This is a genomic window from Veillonella sp. CHU732 (assembly GCF_003992085.1).
Classification (GTDB): domain Bacteria; phylum Bacillota; class Negativicutes; order Veillonellales; family Veillonellaceae; genus F0422.
Genome location: NZ_RQVC01000013.1, coordinates 18,804 through 37,208, shown reverse-complemented (window position 1 = coordinate 37,208; position 18,405 = coordinate 18,804). Strand labels below are relative to the sequence as shown.

16 protein-coding genes and 5 tRNA genes are annotated in these 18,405 nt (G+C 38.4%); 18 read left to right on the top strand and 3 right to left on the bottom strand.

The features are described 5' to 3' along the window. The first annotated feature begins 4 nt into the window (after positions 1-4). From trkA to EO121_RS06710, 9 genes are all read left to right on the top strand, one after another. Positions 5-1,345: a Trk system potassium transporter TrkA gene (trkA, locus tag EO121_RS06750; RefSeq protein ID WP_127166946.1), complete on the top strand. Its 1,341-nt coding sequence runs from the start codon at positions 5-7 to the stop codon at positions 1,343-1,345. A 29-nt stretch (positions 1,346-1,374) separates the two neighbouring features. Then, complete coding sequence (locus tag EO121_RS06745) at positions 1,375-2,889, top strand: TrkH family potassium uptake protein (protein ID WP_127166944.1); 1,515 nt, start codon at positions 1,375-1,377, stop codon at positions 2,887-2,889. Then, positions 2,855-3,454, top strand: coding sequence for an MBL fold metallo-hydrolase (locus tag EO121_RS06740; protein WP_127166942.1), 600 nt, complete (start codon positions 2,855-2,857; stop codon positions 3,452-3,454). Before EO121_RS06745 ends, EO121_RS06740 begins: the two co-directional genes overlap by 35 nt. A gap of 153 nt (positions 3,455-3,607) precedes the next feature. Next, positions 3,608-3,683, top strand: a tRNA-Asp gene (locus tag EO121_RS06735). 6 nt (positions 3,684-3,689) lie between these two features. After that, positions 3,690-3,765 (top strand) — tRNA-Phe (locus EO121_RS06730). A 3-nt stretch (positions 3,766-3,768) separates the two neighbouring features. Then, positions 3,769-3,843 (top strand) — tRNA-Gly (locus EO121_RS06725). A 7-nt stretch (positions 3,844-3,850) separates the two neighbouring features. Further along, positions 3,851-3,925 (top strand) — tRNA-Cys (locus tag EO121_RS06720). A gap of 15 nt (positions 3,926-3,940) precedes the next feature. Beyond that, positions 3,941-4,029 (top strand) — tRNA-Leu (locus tag EO121_RS06715). Positions 4,030-4,117: 88 nt separating this feature from the next. Further along, positions 4,118-4,462, top strand: a complete 345-nt coding sequence (locus EO121_RS06710; RefSeq protein WP_127160751.1) for a hypothetical protein — start codon at positions 4,118-4,120, stop codon at positions 4,460-4,462. A 76-nt stretch (positions 4,463-4,538) separates the two neighbouring features. Here EO121_RS06710 and EO121_RS06705 read toward each other — a convergent pair whose 3' ends face one another. Then, positions 4,539-5,765: an MFS transporter gene (locus tag EO121_RS06705; RefSeq protein ID WP_127166940.1), complete on the bottom strand. Its 1,227-nt coding sequence runs from the start codon at positions 5,763-5,765 to the stop codon at positions 4,539-4,541. 481 nt (positions 5,766-6,246) lie between these two features. Here EO121_RS06705 and EO121_RS06700 point away from each other — a divergent pair, with 481 nt between their 5' ends. Next, positions 6,247-6,756, top strand: a complete 510-nt coding sequence (locus tag EO121_RS06700; protein ID WP_062403287.1) for an Lrp/AsnC family transcriptional regulator — start codon at positions 6,247-6,249, stop codon at positions 6,754-6,756. Next, positions 6,725-7,936 carry a pyridoxal phosphate-dependent aminotransferase gene (locus tag EO121_RS06695; protein WP_370447219.1) on the top strand — a complete coding sequence of 404 codons (1,212 nt, stop codon included), beginning with the start codon at positions 6,725-6,727 and terminating at the stop codon, positions 7,934-7,936. Before EO121_RS06700 ends, EO121_RS06695 begins: the two co-directional genes overlap by 32 nt. Positions 7,937-8,197: 261 nt before the next feature. On the opposite strand, the gene EO121_RS06690 is transcribed toward EO121_RS06695, so the two are convergent. Further along, positions 8,198-9,892 carry a DUF438 domain-containing protein gene (locus EO121_RS06690; protein ID WP_126941097.1) on the bottom strand — a complete coding sequence of 565 codons (1,695 nt, stop codon included), beginning with the start codon at positions 9,890-9,892 and terminating at the stop codon, positions 8,198-8,200. Between the two features lie 366 nt (positions 9,893-10,258). On the opposite strand from EO121_RS06690, the gene EO121_RS06685 reads away from it, so the two are divergent. After that, complete coding sequence (locus tag EO121_RS06685; RefSeq protein ID WP_127166938.1) at positions 10,259-10,858, top strand: abortive infection protein; 600 nt, start codon at positions 10,259-10,261, stop codon at positions 10,856-10,858. A 38-nt stretch (positions 10,859-10,896) separates the two neighbouring features. Here the strand turns inward: EO121_RS06685 and rarD are convergent, their stop codons facing one another. Continuing rightward, a complete protein-coding gene (rarD, locus tag EO121_RS06680) occupies positions 10,897-11,772 on the bottom strand; it encodes an EamA family transporter RarD (protein WP_127166936.1) in 876 nt (291 codons plus the stop codon). Positions 11,773-12,051: 279 nt separating this feature from the next. Here rarD and EO121_RS06675 point away from each other — a divergent pair, with 279 nt between their 5' ends. From EO121_RS06675 to EO121_RS06650, 6 genes are read left to right on the top strand one after another with little or no spacing between them, the layout of a single operon-like run. Further along, entirely contained in the window at positions 12,052-14,466 is a 2,415-nt protein-coding gene (locus EO121_RS06675) for a TonB-dependent receptor (protein WP_206168552.1), read from the top strand. 51 nt (positions 14,467-14,517) lie between these two features. Then, positions 14,518-15,549: an ABC transporter substrate-binding protein gene (locus EO121_RS06670; protein WP_127166934.1), complete on the top strand. Its 1,032-nt coding sequence runs from the start codon at positions 14,518-14,520 to the stop codon at positions 15,547-15,549. Beyond that, entirely contained in the window at positions 15,542-16,597 is a 1,056-nt protein-coding gene (locus EO121_RS06665) for an iron ABC transporter permease (protein WP_127166932.1), read from the top strand. The genes EO121_RS06670 and EO121_RS06665 overlap by 8 nt, the downstream gene beginning before the upstream one ends. Then, positions 16,597-17,367: an ABC transporter ATP-binding protein gene (locus EO121_RS06660; RefSeq protein ID WP_127166930.1), complete on the top strand. Its 771-nt coding sequence runs from the start codon at positions 16,597-16,599 to the stop codon at positions 17,365-17,367. The genes EO121_RS06665 and EO121_RS06660 overlap by 1 nt, the downstream gene beginning before the upstream one ends. Before the next feature lie 25 nt (positions 17,368-17,392). After that, a complete protein-coding gene (locus tag EO121_RS06655) occupies positions 17,393-18,007 on the top strand; it encodes a MotA/TolQ/ExbB proton channel family protein (protein WP_127166928.1) in 615 nt (204 codons plus the stop codon). Beyond that, on the top strand, positions 17,997-18,401 hold the full coding sequence (locus tag EO121_RS06650; protein WP_127166926.1) for a biopolymer transporter ExbD: 405 nt from the start codon (positions 17,997-17,999) through the stop codon (positions 18,399-18,401). Before EO121_RS06655 ends, EO121_RS06650 begins: the two co-directional genes overlap by 11 nt. The last annotated feature ends 4 nt before the right edge of the window (positions 18,402-18,405 follow it).

Here is an 18,405-nt window from a genome sequence, read left to right as displayed (position 1 = left end):
TGTCATGAAAATTGTGGTAGTAGGTGCGGGTAAAGTAGGCTACTCCTTGGCACAGCGATTAGCGCAAGACCAACATAATGTATATGTCATTGAAAAAAACGGAGATCGCATAAAAAATTTAGAAAATAATTTAGATGTGAACTTGGTACAAGGTAATGGCAGCAGTATTTCACTATTACAGGAAATTGGCATCGCAGATATGGGCATGCTCATTGCGGTAACGGATTCTGATGAGGTCAACATGTTAGCTTGTATGCTTGGCAAGGCAGCAGGGATTCCCAAGACGATTGCACGAGTTCGTGATACAGAATATGAAAATGGTACGAATGCGGTGATTCGTGACCGTTTGGGCATTGATCTTTTCATTAATCCAGAAATGGTAACAGCGCAAGAAATTTACAAAGTTTTAAAAACACCAGCTGCCTTAGATGTAGAAGACTTTGCTAGTGGCGCTGTACGGTTAGTGGAGTTTAAGATTCGCAACAATTTACATGTGACGGGAATACCCTTGCGAAAATTGGAATTACCCCCTAATGTGCTTATAGTTGGGATTATGCGTGGTGGCGAAATGATTATTCCTCATGGTGAAAGTACCTTGGAATATCTAGATAATGTATTCTTTCTAGGGGCGAAGGAAAGCATCGATAAGGTGGAAGTATGGTTGAATGAAGTAAGTCGTCCTACACAACGGGTTGTTATCATTGGTGCAGGTCTTATAGGGAGGAATCTTACCTTACTATTAGAAGCTGATGGATATGATGTGAAGGTTATTGAAAAGGATTTAGATCGTTGTGAACAACTAGCTGCTCTAGTGAGTCGATCCATTGTCATACATGGAGATGGTACCGATGTTGACTTATTACAGGCAGAAGAGATTAGTGACAACGATGTGATCATTTGCTTAACAGATGATGATAAACTAAATCTATTGGTAGCACTGTTAGCGAAACATTTAGGGGTTCCTAAAACATTTGTCCGTGTCGGTCGCTTAGAATATATTACGTTAATGGAACAAGTAGGTATCGATGTGGTATTCTCCCCACGATTATTAACATCAGGTCAAATTTTGAGACTCATCCGAGAAGGAGAAAATTTAATTAATATTTCCACCTTTGAAGGTTCCAAAGCAGAAGCTATTGAGATTAGCATTACTAATCGTTCAAATTTAATGAATCAATACTTAAAAGATTTAAAATTCCCTGGTAAATCTTTAGTGGGTGCTGTGGTGCGAGATAATCGTACAATTGTGCCAAAAGGAGATACGCAATTAGTGGAAGGTGACCATATTGTTATCTTTACATTGCCAGAATATGTTAATAAACTCCTTACCTATGTAGGCGGATAAGGAAGTATGATGAAAGAAAGGAGGATTTCATGCGCATTCAAAATATTATGCGAGTAGTGGGGCAAGTATTGATTACACTAGCTCTCTTCATATTAGTTCCTTTTTTCTTTGGTATCTTAGATGAAGGTATAGGATACTATTCATTCCTTGTAGCTAGCGCACTGTCTGGTGTATTAGGGGGCGTATTGTATTATTATGGAACAGATACAGACTCCTATAGCTTGCGAGATGGTTTCTTGGTGGTCAGTTCAAGCTGGTTATTTGCAGCTATATTTTCAGCCTTGCCCTTTTACTTTAGTGGTGTATTCACGAGCTTTGTAGATGCACTTTTTGAAGCTGTATCAGGGATTACGACAACGGGAGCAACTATGATTGATGATGTCAGTTCATTGCCTAGAACTTTCATTTTATGGCGCGGCCTTACGAATTGGATTGGTGGCATGGGAATGATTGTCTTAGTCTTAGCGTTCCTTCGTAATTTGGGGGCTGATGCAGCTCATTTTTTTGAAGCGGAAGCCTCTGTACCAAGACCTGGCATTGTATTACCTAGAATTCGTTCCATTGCGGGAAATTTGTTGCGTACCTATATGGTATTTACTATAGTTTGTTCATCATTGCTGTGGTTGGCAGGAGTAGATTATTTTAAAGCGATTAACCTAACATTTGCTACCGTTGCCACGGGGGGATTGGCCCCTATGACGGGAGGGACCTTTGCTTATGCAGATGCACCTATTGTATGTATCATATTATTGGTATTTATGGTATTAGCAGGAGGAAACTTTGCGGTGTATCAATCTGTTTGGCAAAAGGGGATACAAGAAATTTGGCGGGATTTTGAATATCGTATGTATTTGATGACCCTCTGTATTGGATCAGTATTAGTATTGGTAGCGCTCAGCTGGGAAGCGGGGGGATTGGATATATCTCATATTCAAAATTCCTTATTTACATTAGTATCTATGCAAACAGGTACGGGGTTTGCCATTGTGGATTATAATCAATGGCCTAGCTTAGCACAGATGGTACTATTCATGGGGACATTCTTTGGGGGCTGTAGTGGATCCACCACAGGTGGTATAAAGATTATTCGAATTATTATCTTAGCAAAAAGTAGTATCCTACATTTGCGTAAAGCCATTCATCCAGATATGGTACAAATGGTGCGATTAAATGGACATGTACTACCTACTAAGTGGTTACATATGACGCAACAGTTTTTCTTTTTCTATCTCTTAATCTTTGGTATTTCCTCTGTGTTGATATCTACAACGGGGCTACCGATTGGAGATGTATTAGGGATTGTGACTGGCACCTTAGGAAATGTAGGGCTTGCATTTGGCAGCTTAGGACCTACGGAAACATTAACCATTCTGTCTCCATTGGCTAAAGTTGTTTGTATCATCGATATGCTGTTAGGGCGATTAGAACTATTCACTTTATTAGTATTATTACACCCAGGTTTTTGGCGAGGATATTTTGCAAAAACAGGGAAAGGATATGGACGATTCGATGGACATCGTAAGAACGCCTCAAGGCTTGTATAAAACAAATTGTTATATTCTGAAAGAAAATGGATACGCCCTTATTATTGATCCAGGCTTTCACGGTCAACGTATTATGAAAGAATTACAGGACGTGGTGCCGGTAGGTATTGTGTTGACCCATGGTCATGCAGATCATATATGCGCTGTGGATGCCTTAGTAGAGGCGTATCATATCCCTGTATACATGCATCCTAAGGATGAAGAACTATTGCTAGTGAAACGGCGAATGCCATCGGGATACAAAGAACGATTTACTTCTCCATATATTGCGTTGGAAGAGGGATCTTTACAAATAGGGCCCTTTTCTCTGAACGTATGGGAAGTGCCGGGGCATAGTGCAGGTAGTGTGTGTATTGGATATCAACATATTTTGTTTACAGGAGATACATTATTTAAGGGTACCGTAGGCAAAGTGAATACCTATAATGGAAATCCTGTGGCTATGAAAGCAACATTAGAAAAAATAAAAACATTCAATCCAGCCTATGTAGTATACCCTGGTCATGGTACGAGTACTACATTGGGCCATGAATTAGTAACGAATCCATATTTACTAGCACCTTGAGTTAGAGAAACTAGTAGCAAGAACAAGGCTATTATTGAGGTTATTGTGTAGGTCCCAGATAAGCTTTCAAAGAAATACAAACTCTTTATAAAAAAATATAAAAAATAGTTGACGAAAGAAATGAAATAGGGTATACTAACAAAGTAGTCAATTGGCCCCGTGGTGTAGCGGTTAACATGTCGCCCTGTCACGGCGAAGATCGTCGGTTCAAATCCGATCGGGGTCGCCACTACTTGCCTCGGTAGCTCAGTCGGTAGAGCAACGGACTGAAAATCCGTGTGTCGGCAGTTCGATTCTGCCCTGAGGCACCATTTGCGGAAATAGCTCAGCGGTAGAGCACCGCCTTGCCAAGGCGGGGGTCGCGAGTTCGAATCTCGTTTTCCGCTCCACTTTTTTGGCGGCATAGCCAAGCGGTAAGGCAGAGGTCTGCAAAACCTTTATTCCCCAGTTCGATTCTGGGTGCCGCCTCCACAACATTCCACCCATGCCGGGGTGGCGGAACAGGCAGACGCAACGGACTTAAAATCCGTCGGTTAGAGATAACCGTACCGGTTCGATTCCGGTCCTCGGCACCATTTAGACCAACTTCGGTTGGTCTATTTTTTTATGTTTAAATGGATTATAATGTAAGTATCATATAATGAGTGTGCTTAGGGAGGGACTATGAATACAGTTAATGATGTTGATCGATTATATAATGCTATTGAAATCAATGAAAAAACATTTCAGTTTTTTCAAATTGATGTACAGTCCTATGGAATACAAGAAGTCAATAAAGGAAGCACACAATTCTTTTATATTTTACTTGAAATCATGAATGGAAAATTTAATTGTAATTTAGCGTTTATCGTAAACTGTTATGATGAGTTAGGAACCATAATCTATAGTAATGAGAAGACAGTTTATGTAGATACATATATTGGCTATGATACTTTAAAATTTTGGTGTAATGATACTAATTTGATTGATAGGACGAATAAAATTCGTGTATTTGTAAGAAAAGGATAATATTAAAGTGCCCTATACCGATATGCATATGTATGTCATAGCATAAGGTATAGAGCACTTTTTTATATCTATAGGCTTATTGATGCTGAGGAATTTCTTCTTCGTAAATCGCTTCTTTTTTTACAGGTTTATAGTAGATGGCATAAAGTATCAATACGATAACTGGAATGATGGCAGATACAATATAGATTCCGCTGTAGGATAGTAAGCCATGTAAGATTCCTAATGTATAAGGTCCGACGCCTAATCCAAGATCTAAACCGATGAAATAGGTGGAAAGAGCCACCCCAATTTTGGCAGGTTCTACGGCTTTCAAGCAAATAGCTTGTCCGTTAGACATAAAGGTACCATAGCCTAAGCCGACAAAGGCACCAGCGATGAGTAGTAACGCTGCATTTGAACTATAAGCGATGAGTAAAAGACCAATCGTTAAACATACATAGCTAGGGTACATGACAGCATTTTCACCGCGTTCATCGAAGATACGACCTGCAATAGGACGGGTCACGGTAATCACAAGGGCATAGACCACAAAGAAGAAGGCTCCTGCTGTAATGAGACCGATTTCATGGGTAAAGATAGAAAGGAAACCGAGTACGCTAGAATAGGCTAAGCCCATTAGGAATCCAAGAAAGGCGATGAAGGCTACACGTGGTTCAATGAAATTCTTCATAGACCAAGATGTCATGGAGGCTGCTTCCGTAGAGGATAGTACTAAATTTTGTACAGGGAATCGTAAACAAGCGATGGCAACACCGATAGATAATAGGACGGCGAGATAAATAATCCACGTAAAACCAACGGCAGGTAATAAAATCATGCCGATGAAAGGGCCAATAGCCGCTGCTAAGCTAGTGCTAAGGCCATAATAATTGATACCTTCTCCATCTTTCGATTTCGGAATGTAAGCAGTGACTACCGCATTGGCTGCGGTGGATACAGTACCGTAAGCAAAACCGTTTAGGAAACGGACTGCATCTAAGATTAGAATATCTTTGGCAATGAGATACGCAAGGGTAGTGAGGAAATAAAAAATTGCTCCGTACCGAAGTACCTCTTTACGGCCGATAAGTTCTAAGCGTTGTCCCATGATAAGGCGAGCGAATAAGGTGCCAATAATATAAATACCAGTAGCAAAGCCTGCTTCGGCAACTGTAGAATGAAGTTCTTTTGTAGCGTAGCTTGCTGTGATAACCACAAAGCAGTAGTATACTAAAAAGACAATAAAATTAATGATAGTAATACTAATGAATCCAGAATTAAAAAGTGTTTCTTCTTGATTTTGTATCGATTGGGCATTCATGGATAACTCCTCCTTTTGTAATACGTTCTATAGAATATACCTAAATGCGAATCTTGTAAAGGTTATATAAATATTTTCTATAGATCTTAACTAAGTTAACAATCTACAAATAGGTAAACAGGAGAAACGAGTATACAAGAATAGGGATATGAGCGTATTATATAAATCAATTTCGTACACTTCAGAAAATAAGGAAAGGAAAGAGAGGATATAAAATTTTTTTAGAGTGTAACTATCCATGAAGTTAGAAACTGGTATAAAAGAAATATTTATATGAGGGAATGCGTTGTGTCTCTAGTCCGATTATCAGTATAGATTTGTTTTGAGCAGACTATCTTGTAATTAAATTGTGTAGGTGTAACATAACGTATTGCGACTTTCAGAGAAACTGACTATAATAAAAAGATAAGCATTGAGAATATATGTACAATGCTATCGTTTATAAAACATAGATGTGAATCATAAGAAAGGAGTCTCCCTTATGACAGTACAATTAGACACATTGGATCATCGTTTATTACGTTTATTAGATGAGGACGCCTCTATGTCGGCTGCCGACCTCGCCATTATGCTTAACAGTGAAGAGGCACATGTGGCAAGTCGTATTCAAGCCTTCGAGGAGTCTGGTATTATTAAACGGTACCAAGCAGTCATTGATTGGGAACAAGTAGACCAAAACAAATCTACTGCTCTTATCCAATTAGGTGTGACTCCTGCTCCAGATCAAGGTTTTGATAAAGTAGCAGAACGAATTATGGAATTTCCAGAAGTACAAGGTGTGTACCTTATGTCTGGTAGCTATGATTTAACGGTTATCGTGGAAGGGGCGAGCATGCGTGATATTGCATTATTCGTATCTCGTCGTCTATCTACATTAGATTCGGTGTTGTCCACGACAACAAACTTTATCTTAACACGTTATAAAGATAACAATATTGTGTTCCACACGGGTGGAGTTCGTGAAGATCGGAGAAATGTATTCGATGATTAATTATGACAACTATTTAAATTCTGAAATCAAAGCTGTGAAACCATCGGGGATTCGTCGTTTTTTTGAAATTGCTAACGAATTAGATAATGTTATCTCCCTTAGTATTGGTGAACCAGATTTTGCTACGCCCTATCATATACGTGAAGAAGGGATTAACACATTAGAAAAGGGGAAAACTTGGTATTCTCCTAATCGTGGTTTTATGGAATTACGGGAAGAAATTTCTAACTGGTTAGAACGAAAGTATCATGTGTCTTATGACCCAACTACGGAAGTGATTGTAACCGTAGGCGGTTCGGAGGCCATTGACTTAACCTGTCGTACCTTACTCAACCCAGGGGATGAAGTGTTGATTCCTGTGCCGAGCTTTGTGTGTTACACTCCATTAGCAGAATTGTGTAATGCAAAGCCAGTGCAGATTATTACGAAAGAAGAAGATGAGTTTCGTTTGACTCCAGAGGCGATTGAAGAGGCTGTGACAGAAAAGACGAAGCTGTTAGTATTACCATTCCCTAATAATCCAACAGGGGCGGTATTACGCCGTGAGCACTTGGAAGCGATTGCAGAAGTGGTTATCAAGCATGATTTGTTCATTCTATCCGATGAGTTATACAGTGAACTTACCTATGGTGATGAACCACATGTATCCATTGCATCTATACCAGGTATGCAAGAGCGAACAATCTTAATTAATGGATTTTCCAAAGCCTATGCCATGACGGGTTGGCGCCTTGGGTTTGCCACAGGTCCAGCACCGATTATTGCGCAGATGACGAAAATGCATCAATATGGTATTATGAGTGCGCCGTCTATGTCTCAATATGCAGCTATTGAGGCTTTAAAAAATGGAGACAAAGATATTCAATACATGCGTGAAGAATACGATATGCGTCGTCGCTTGTTGGTGAGTGCTTTCAATCGTATGGGGCTTCATACATTCGAGCCAGAAGGGGCATTCTATGTATTCCCGTCCATTAAGAGCACAGGCATGACATCGGAAGAGTTTTGTGAAAAACTACTCTATGATCAACGTATTGCCGTTGTTCCTGGTAATGCCTTTGGCGACTGTGGAGAAGGATTTGTTCGTGTAGCCTATTCTAATTCCTTGCAGAATATCAAAGAAGCGGTAAAACGGATCGAAATATTCTTGGAAAAAATTAAAAATAAAGAGATTGAGTAATAAAAAAGACAGACATAGTTTTGCAGTAAAACTGTGTCTGTCTTTTTAACGTTTATACAATACATAGGTCCGTCGGCGAATTGTATAGTGGTATTTGAAAAGAATAGGTGTAAGAATACAATGGGCTGTAACAAAATAGCCTACCAATACAATAGAGGAAAGTTGAACAAACAGCATCAACTTTCCTCTACTTTTATATTTTTAATAAGTGGGGCTGTAGCAACATGTAAAAATGTATATGTTGTTACAGTCCCCAATATACTATTGATTCTTATATTTGAAAGCTAAAATAGCTTGGATTAATGCATCTAATGTCATCTCACCACGTTCTGCCACCATGGATAAAGTAGCTTTATGTTTCATTAATTTAGCAAGTGGAGAATTTAGCATTTTAAAGTTTGGATTGATATGAATCATGTGATCTTTTAGACCAGGGATTATATCAAATAGAGGGAATAGTTTGGTATCTCCTGTTAAACCTAGATCATTTTCATAGACCGTAGATTGTGGTGTGCTTTCTGGCACCGTACCTTGTTCAGTTGAGTTAGTTGTACTATCCTCTTGGCGTACATGTTTGTAATCGATGTGGTCTACGGCATGGTACGCAGAATTAGAACCTTCCCAAATAAGTTCTTTCCGAGAACCGCTTAAGCTACGAATATGCGTGCAATCTTGAACCATTTCTAAAATACCTTTAAATTGACCTTCTTCATTGCGCACGGCGATGTATTCGATATGAATGAATAGGTCCGGCTTGTTAATCCACATTTCAGCGTAATCTTGTCTACCAGCTTTGAAAGAATCGATAATTTCTTGTACTAAAGGTAGACTTTTCTTTGGATGGCAGTTTTGTACGATGCGACCGATGATATTAGAGCTGCGAGGGAAGATGCGGTGCTTTGTATCATTATAGAAACGAACTAAGTCATTTTCGTCTACAAAAGTAATATCTACAGGTAAGAATTTGAAGATTAATTTAATTTGTTCAATTGTCAAGGAGCCCACAGCTAGGTCATGCGTTTGTTCAGGGCTTCCGTTAATGCCATACTTGCCCACTAATTGTGCTAACTCTTGTAAAAGAGCGGTAGGGTTACCAGTACCACCTAATTGGGTGTTTTCATGATTTTCTACATCAGCATGATTATGTTGTGCTGTTATATGACCCACATTTACAGATGCCTCTCCAAGATTCTTAGGTTCCGCATCAGGACGGCCTTTATAAAATGGAGGAGGGGCGATGAAAGCAAACCCAATTTCATGATCACCTTGGCTCATAGTAATGAAGTCACTGTCTTGTAATAACTTCCATGCTGTTGGGATTAGTACTTCTTTTTCTTTGTTATTGAGGTCACGGATAATATCGATGACGTCTGCTTGTTTTGCTAAAAATTCAGACTCATGTCCAGATTCTAGCAGTTGTTTACTTTCAGAGATGGCATCACGAACAGCGTCATCAAAAGTCCACATGATTTTCGTAGGGCGATCGAAACCGTAACGCTCTAGGACTGGATATAATTGATTTTGTTTGCGAGCCAAATGGATGCGCCAAGTAGTGAGGGCATCATATACACCAAGCCAAGGGTTGAGAATGAAGTGAGGTGCTTGTAACAGAGCTTCCATTTCTGTTAACTGTTGTTCCATGGCGTTGATTTCATTTAGATACACTGTTAATGGATGATGTTCAGGATATTCATTGTTCGCACGAATTAAAATACCATCAAATAATTCTAATAAGTCATCCATACGATGGGTGATTTCTTCGTCAGTATAAGAACCTTTTAATTGTTGCTCGCCATAAGCAAATTCATCAGGTGTACAAGTTCCGATTTTTTCTTTCAATAACGTACGAGCTGTTTCTAAATCTAAGGTGCCACCGAGAAAGCGGTCTTTAATATCGATCATAATTTCCATTCTGTCATTGCCTGTAAGCCCAAGAGCTTGTTTCATTGTGTCCATGTGCGAGTCCTTTCTGTGTTTACTATTAGTATAATCATTGCTATGGTATCGTCTTGTGTTGGCTGAAAGAATGCAGACATTGCTACAAATATAGATACCATAGGTCTAGCGTAATAAAGTATAGGGAGCGTACTCTCAGGGGAGTCAATTCCTTTTATGTATTTAGTATACAGTAAATAAAAATAATTTTCAGTTGCTAGGGATACAGAATTATAAAAGTTTTGCAAGAAAGGAAATGATTTTGTAAGAAGTTTAGAATGTGATTTTTAATGATAAAATCTGTTGCAGATAAGAATATCAATAATCATTAATTTGACTATTATTCTTATAAGATATAAAATTTAAGAATAAAAAGGTGGTAGATATATGGATAAAAAAGAAAGACTATTGAAAACAATAGAAGATAATTGTGGAGTGATTACAACAAAAGAAGTTTTAGATTTAGGTTTTCATAAAGATACGTTAAAAGCATTAGTGCTAGATAATACATTGGAAAAAGTAGCGACAGGATTATATGCATTTCCCCATGAGAATATTGACGAGTATTTATATTTCTCACATCGTATAAGAAAAGGAGCTTTTTCACATGAGACAGCTGCTTATTTACATGGTTTAACGACAAAAGTACCTAATAATTTTGTTATGACTGTTATGGTTGGAGATAATGTTAGTCGAGTATCGAAGGTAAAAGACAATATTAACTTTAAATATGTAAATAAGGATCAGTTTAGTGTTGGGAAAGTAGAACAATTGAGCCCTTTTGGGCATCTTATCATAACATATGATAAGGAAAGAACGGTACTTGACATAATTCGTGATAAAAAGCGAGTTGATGCACAAGTTTTCAGAGAAGTAATACGTTCATATTTTTTTAGTAACGATATAAATTTATTAAAACTGTCTAAATATGCAGTAGAACTAGATATGGAAGATGAATTGAGACAATATACGGAGGTCATGCTATAAAAATAGCCTGCGCAAATGATGCACAGGCTGTTTTGTATTTATTTAGTGTAATTGGATGCTGTATAGATTCCAAGGGCTACCCAAATGAAAGAAAAGGCAATCATTTTATTGGTATCGAAGCTTTCACCGAAATAGAAGATGGCAATAAGTAAAGCGATGGTGGGCGATAGGTATTGCAGAAATCCTAACAGGTTTAAGGGTAATAATCGCGCTCCATAGGTAAATAAAACGAGTGGTGCCGAGGTGGTTAGACCAGAGATTACGAATAGTGCAGCTGTATAAGAATCATTTTGAAATGCTGTCCAAGAACTAGCGTCGATATACGTCGTGTATGCTAGTGCTAAAGGGGCTACAAGCCAAGCTTCAAAAGCGATGCTTGTAAAAGGATGAATCAATAGTTTTTTCTTCACTAGGCCGTAAAGACCAAAGGTTAAGGCAATGGCAAGTGCTAAATCAGGGGTGCTTCCCATTTGTAGAGAAATGAAGATGATGCCGATGGTAGCTAAGCCTACACTACACCACTGCGGAAATGTTAGCTTTTCTTTAAATACCAATACCCCTAATACTACATTTAGTAACGGATTGATGTAATAGCCAAAGCTAGTATCCATAACGCGGTTATTGGAGATAGCCCAGATGTATAAGCCCCAATTACTAGATACGAAGATAGAAGCTAGAAATAGTAGACCCAATTGAGATATATTCTGTCTTAAATGCAGGCAATCTTTCTTAAATTGCTGGTAATTTAGTCCGATAGCCACAAAGGACATAAAGAGGGCAGACCATATAATGCGGTGTGCCAGTACGCTATAGGCTGATATATGGTGGAGAAGACCCCAGTAGATGGGTAAAAGTCCCCAAATAAAATAGCAACTTAAAGCGGTGATGAGACCTTTTTTATTGGTTTGTTGCATAGATACCTCCTTTAGTGTATTCAGTTATCATAGTACCACAGATTACATACATGTTCTATAGGAAAATAATACGTATCATAGAAAACTGATACTATCACAAAAATAATAAGTTAAGATAATATAGAGTGACTTAAATATGAAATTTAGTTATATTTGAAAAATATATTGTAAAATGAAGATTCTATGAAGTATAATTATAAACAGCATGTTATTATGTATTGAAAGCAATACATATATATTAATTCGTATGGGTGTACGAAATTTTTTGGAGGTATATTCATGAAAATAACAAATAAGCGCATTTCTGCAGCTCTGTTAGCCTGTGTAGCATTGACTACATTTAGCGGCGTACACGCGGCATTTGATGAGCATTTAGACAATTATCAATTAGATACAAAGGTAGTGAAAGGTGATCGTTCTAAAGATCAATTTGGTAACACAGTAACAGAACAATCCTATTATCGTACAGGTGGTGACGTAAAAGTTATCACTCGTGATGAAATTGAAAAACGTCATTATTCTGATTTAACAGAAGCCATCAAACGTATTCCAGGGGTAACATTCCAAAACCCAGGATACCGTGGTGGGGAATATGGGTTCCAGTTTTTCAACAACGGAATCTCTATCAATGGTGATACTCGTGTTATCGTGCTAGTAGATGGTCGTCGTGTAGATAATGCAACAAGTACACGTATCTCTGATGAAAGTGGCCGTGGAAGTAAATCTACAGGTGTGAACTTAGATCAAGTAACTAATATTAATGCAGTTGATAAAATTGAAGTGATTAAAGGACCTGGAGCTTCTGCGTATGGATCAGATGCGACTGGTGGGGTCATCAATATTATTACTCGTAAAGGTACAGAAGCTAATCAAGGTACGATTGATCTATCTACAGGTTCTTGGAAGAAGCATGAGTATAATCTAACTTACTCTGGTAGTGCAGGAAATGATAACTCCTTACATTATTTTGTTGGATTAAATCGTGTTAAATCTGATGATACAAAATACCGTGATGGACACACTGGTGAAGTGGGAACATTAGGTGGAGCTCGTTTTGATGAAAGAGGCGCTAATGTACGTATCGATAAAGACTTTAGCGATACACAACGATTGACAATTTCCATCAATCATAAGCAAGGTAAAGATGGGTATCCAATTTCCACTCCAAATTTACAATATTGGAACACAAAAGATTGGCATCGCATCATTTTCTCTGCTGATGTGGGAGCATTAGATGAAAATGGTATGTTAATTGATGATAGCACAACATGGGGTAATGCAACGAATCCTGGATATCATAATTTGTTTGCCTTAGATGGATTGGCATATAATTCTTATAGTAAGTTTAAAAATAATGATGTAGATGTAAAATATACATTTGATCGTCAATCTGATATGGAAAGTTTTGTTCGATTCTATAGCCAACACCATAAATACTCTAGCACAGATACATACTCTTGGCATTTGCCATTACCAGAGGAAAAAACTATTCAAGATAAATTTAAAGAAGATTTCCCGACTGGTGTGAAAGATCAATCTTTACTAGATGATTGGATTTCTAAAAATTTAGCACCATTCCCAGGAGACAGCAAAGCAGCCCTAGAAGAATGGGTAGAAAAAACTGGTGGTAAGGCAGCAGCACCGACAAGTTATCGAAATGAAAAAACTCGTGGTATGCAAGTACAAGTAGGTCGTTCTATTGGTAAGCATGATTTACTTGCTAATGTAACTTATGATAAGGCGTTTAATGATGCAGTATCAAAACGTCACGGTAAAGTTCAAAAAACTGTCACTAAACGTACTTCGTTATATGGATATGTACAAGATAAAATTCATGTAAATGATAATTTCGATATCACTCCAACACTCCGTTTTGTAAAATATGGAAACTATATTGTTAATGGTGTAAAATCCCAAGGTGGAGCTAGCCATGTAATAACACCAGCTTTAAATCTTCAATATAGCTTTGGTGATCATAATACAGTGTATGCTGGTTGGACAAAAGTAGTGCGTCCATTACGTAGCGGAGACTACACGTCTACTTATGGTGAGTTTAAAACGCCTTTACAAGATGAAAAAGGCAATGTGTATACTATTGGTTATCAAAAAGAGCTGAATAAGAAAACTGTGGTAGGTCTAAATTATAGCTTAACAGATATGAGTAATGCTATTGCTTCTTTCCCAATTCGTGTAGGAAATGAATTTGAAAGTACAGCGGTCAATGCGAAACAAAAGAAAACTGCTTTTAATGTAACAGTGGACCATAAAATCAATAAGTATTGGTCTGTAGGCGCTGCATATAGCCATTTGAAAGATAAATGGGGCGTTAAACCTGGATATGTTATAAAACCAGAGTGGGGTTATAACGATTCTGGTGATATTAATACAGGTATTAACAAATTGCGTCCGGCGAATCATTATACACTCAATGTAAATTATGATGCGGGTAAAGTATCCTCTGGATTATTGGTTAACTACTATACTGGTTCCAATATTGAAGCCTTTACTTCAAAACGTTTCGTAATCCTAGATTGGAACTTAAACTATGATGTAAATAAAGATTTAACAACATATGTAGCAGTAACAAACTTAACAAATGAAGCTTACGAAACAACAAGTAACTCTAATTATGGGCCAGGTAGCTCTGCAATGCCAGCACGTCAAGCTATGATTGGTGCTAAATACAAATTCTAATACTGATTCATGAAAGAGCTACCTTGGTAGCTCTTTCGTTTAGGTGAATAAATGAAAAAGTTATATATAACTGGATGTATGTTAGCTATCATATTAGGATTATACAGCGCACACCTACATGGTATGGAAGAGTTCGTTCCTATGCCTGAGTATGTGGAGAGTACTGTTATATCCCATGAAGTAGGACCTCGTACGGTAAATCAATTAACGAGTAAAGGCACGGATCAAGTGATTACCTATGAAGGGGAACCACGTCGCATCATGGGCGTTTGGCAAAGTTCGGTAGAAACGTTGCTTGCTTTAGGTGTAGGTGATCGTATGATCGCAGCTATAGGAGTGCCAGATAGTAAATATATAGCAGAAGAATATCGTGATGCTTACGAAAAGATTCCTTATAAAAGCATGGAAATTCCAGATGTAGAAACTACATTACTATGGGAACCAGATTTGCTTGTAGGCTGGTATTCTACCTTTCAGAAGAATAATTGGAAGAGTACAGATTTCTGGGCACAACGTGGGATTGATAGTTATATTTCAAGAGCATCCTATAAAAAATCTAAGAGGACAGTAGAGGGAGAATATCAATATATTCTTGATCTAGGAGCGATTGTCAATAGAGAAGAACGTGCACAGTCGTTGGTGAATCGAACTAAACGTGCAGTGGCAGAAGCAAGAGCCTATGGAGAAACACAGAACACGAAAGATACGGTTCTGATACTCGAAAATTCGGGACGCCAGTATCGTGTATATGATAAGGAAACATTAGCAGGAAATATGCTGGAAGAAATAGGAGGACATCTTATTTCTGAGGCAGGACAAACAATCAATGCAGAAGAGTTGATTCATTTAAATCCATCAGTTATCTTTTTAGTGCTAGTAGAAGAGGATTATGAACGGCAAGATGAACTCATAGACAATCTATATAAGAATCCTACACTACAACACGTAGATGCCATACGTAATCATCGAGTACATGGGGTTCCATTATTTATGGTATACAGCGCAGGCACTCGAGTTCATGATGGATTGAATCTTATGATTCACGGATTGTATCCTAATTTTACAGGAGGTATTCATGAGTAATCGAACACATACATTCACAGTGGTGGGTGTAGGAATTATACTCATAGCTCTATTGATTGCGGGTATGGCATGGTCTTTATTTTTAGGGACAGTCCATATTCCAGCACATACATTGTGGCAAGTAGTGGCATCAAAATTTGTCAATACCATTACGATTGAGGATCCACGGCAAGGGGCTTTGAACGATATTGTATGGATGTTGCGTATGCCACGGGTTATCTTGGCGGCTTTAGTCGGTGCAGGACTTGCTGTCAGTGGTGTCATTATGCAAGCCATTGTTAAAAATCCACTGGCAGATCCATATATTTTAGGCATTTCATCAGGTGCATCCACAGGGGCTACGGTAGCCATTTTAATGGGTGTAGGCATTGCCTTTGGTGAAGAATATGTGGGCATTATGGCTTTCATAGGGGCTATGGTTATATCGTTTGGAGTGCTTATTATTGCCAATATGGGCGGCCGTGCTAATGCAATCAAATTGTTATTAGCAGGTATGGCATTGAGCGCCGTTTGCAGTGCTTTTACGAGCATTATCGTATATTTCGCAAAGGATAAAGAAGGAATTCAAAACGTAGCTTTCTGGATGATGGGGAGTCTAGCAGGGGCTAATTGGGATTTGATTGGCATTATGCTATTTGTCATTCTATTGCCAATTGTATTCTTCTGGTTCCAAACACGCATTTTGAATTTGATGTTACTAGGTGATGAAGTGGCTATTACCCTTGGTGTAGATCTACATAGATATCGTCAATTATACCTTGTAATGAGTTCAATTATGATAGGCTTCGCCGTATATGCAGCAGGTATTATTGGATTCGTTGGGTTGCTGATTCCTCATATTGTACGTCAAGCCTTAGGTACAAATCATAAAGGATTAATTCCTATTTCTGCTTTGGGCGGTGCTTTGTTATTAGTAGTAGCAGACACGTTGAGTAGAACGATCATTCCTCACACGGAACTACCGATTGGTATCTTAATTTCTGTGATTGGTGCGCCAGCTTTTGTATACTTAATGATTAAGCAAACCTATGCGTTTGGAGGTAATTAATGAATTTACAAGTAGAACAAGTTGCCTTTGGCATTGGACAAACGCAAATCTTACAAGGTATAGATTTAGATGTGCAAGATCGTGAAATTGTAGGTCTAATTGGTCCTAATGGTAGTGGTAAAAGTACATTGTTGAAATGCATGTATCGTACATTACATCCTAATGCGGGACAAATTATGCTGAATGGTCGTGCCTTAGATGAACTTTCCTTCCGTGAAAGTGCCTTACAAATGGCTGTAGTGGCACAACATAATCAGTACCAATTTGATTTTACGGTGATGGATATTGTTCTTATGGGGCGTATGCCACATAAAAAATTACTTGAAGGAGATACACGAGAGGACTATACTATAGCTAGACGGGCCTTAGCACAGGTGGGGATGGACCATATGGAAACACGGAGTTTCTTGAGCCTTTCAGGGGGAGAACAACAACGTGTGATTTTGGCCAGAGCCTTAACACAAGAAAGCCCATGTCTGATTTTGGATGAACCAACGAATCATTTGGATATCAAGTACCAATTGGAAATGTTGGAAATCGTTCGAGATGCAGGGGTAACTGTATTGATGGCTGTTCATGATTTAAACTTGGCATCCCAATTTTGTCATTGTCTAGTAGCCTTAGAAAAAGGGCAAGTGGTCGGTACAGGGACGCCGAAAGAGTTGCTGACACCAGAGTTTATTCAAAACCTATATGGTGTACATAGTCGCATTGTGGAAGGTCCGACAGAAGATTCTATTCATATTATTTTTACGGAAACAGTGAAATAAGTATTTATATATAAGGAGGTATCACATGGAATTATTTGAATTATTTATTAAGGGTGGATATGTAATGTATCCATTGTTACTTTGTTCTTTCATTGCTGTGATTATTTTTGTTGAACGCTTGCGTTTCTACCGCTCTATGTTAGATGATGTAAATGTATTGCGTGAAAAGATTATCCCACTAGTACAACAAAGCAACTGGAAGGGCTTACAAGCTTTAAAAGAAACAAGCAAAGGTATGGCTACGCATGTCATTGCAGAAGCAGCTTGTGGTGGCAACAACAAAGAGCAACAAGAAAAATTGTTGGAAGCAGCAGCGATTAGTGAATCTGCAAAATTACGTCAATATTTAAACTACATCGAATCTATCGTAACAATGGCTCCTTTGTTGGGTTTGTTGGGTACAGTAACAGGTATGATTGGGTCTTTCAGTGTATTATCCATTTCTGAAGGGCAACCATTTGCCATCACTGGCGGCGTAGGGGAAGCCTTGATTGCTACAGCCACAGGCTTGATCGTGGCGATTATTGCTTTGATTTTACATACATACTTAGTGCAACAACAAGATATTTTGATTAGCCAAATCGAAGATGCAAGTGCTATGTATATGGCGGAATTGGCAGGTGACAACCATGCGGCTTAGATCCTTACGGACTACGTCTAAACCGAAACTCATGATTATTCCAATGATTGATATCATCTTCTTTTTGTTGGTATTCTTCATGATGAGTATGTTGACGATGGTCGTACAAAAATCTGTGCCAATTCAATTACCGCAAGCGGTGGCATCGAAAGTGGACTTGCAACGTAAAATTCCAATTACTGTAACAAGTAATGGACAAATCTATGTGGAAGCGCAACCGGTGACGCTAGATCAAATGATTCGTTACTTGCAAGCAGAAAAAGCGAAGGGCGATGACATGGTCGTTATCTTGCGTGGTGATGCGAAAGCGGAATATGGTGCATTTGTTGCTGTCTTAGACACGTTGAAACAAATGGGTATCGTGAAAGTATCCATTGCGACAGATAGTAAATAAGGAG

Bases quoted from the DNA above. Each gene is read 5' to 3' on its own strand.
- EO121_RS06670 (WP_127166934.1), top strand. From the start codon at position 14,518: ATGAAAAAGTTATATATAACTGGATGTATGTTAGCTATCATATTAGGA.
- trkA (WP_127166946.1), top strand. From the start codon at position 5: ATGAAAATTGTGGTAGTAGGTGCGGGTAAAGTAGGCTACTCCTTGGCA.
- EO121_RS06675 (WP_206168552.1), top strand. From the start codon at position 12,052: ATGAAAATAACAAATAAGCGCATTTCTGCAGCTCTGTTAGCCTGTGTA.
- EO121_RS06650 (WP_127166926.1), top strand. From the start codon at position 17,997: ATGCGGCTTAGATCCTTACGGACTACGTCTAAACCGAAACTCATGATT.
- EO121_RS06710 (WP_127160751.1), top strand. From the start codon at position 4,118: ATGAATACAGTTAATGATGTTGATCGATTATATAATGCTATTGAAATC.
- EO121_RS06705 (WP_127166940.1), bottom strand. From the start codon at position 5,765: ATGAATGCCCAATCGATACAAAATCAAGAAGAAACACTTTTTAATTCT.
- EO121_RS06655 (WP_127166928.1), top strand. From the start codon at position 17,393: ATGGAATTATTTGAATTATTTATTAAGGGTGGATATGTAATGTATCCA.
- EO121_RS06700 (WP_062403287.1), top strand. From the start codon at position 6,247: ATGACAGTACAATTAGACACATTGGATCATCGTTTATTACGTTTATTA.
- EO121_RS06740 (WP_127166942.1), top strand. From the start codon at position 2,855: ATGGACATCGTAAGAACGCCTCAAGGCTTGTATAAAACAAATTGTTAT.
- EO121_RS06690 (WP_126941097.1), bottom strand. From the start codon at position 9,892: ATGGACACAATGAAACAAGCTCTTGGGCTTACAGGCAATGACAGAATG.
- EO121_RS06685 (WP_127166938.1), top strand. From the start codon at position 10,259: ATGGATAAAAAAGAAAGACTATTGAAAACAATAGAAGATAATTGTGGA.
- EO121_RS06745 (WP_127166944.1), top strand. From the start codon at position 1,375: ATGCGCATTCAAAATATTATGCGAGTAGTGGGGCAAGTATTGATTACA.
- rarD (WP_127166936.1), bottom strand. From the start codon at position 11,772: ATGCAACAAACCAATAAAAAAGGTCTCATCACCGCTTTAAGTTGCTAT.
- EO121_RS06665 (WP_127166932.1), top strand. From the start codon at position 15,542: ATGAGTAATCGAACACATACATTCACAGTGGTGGGTGTAGGAATTATA.
- EO121_RS06660 (WP_127166930.1), top strand. From the start codon at position 16,597: ATGAATTTACAAGTAGAACAAGTTGCCTTTGGCATTGGACAAACGCAA.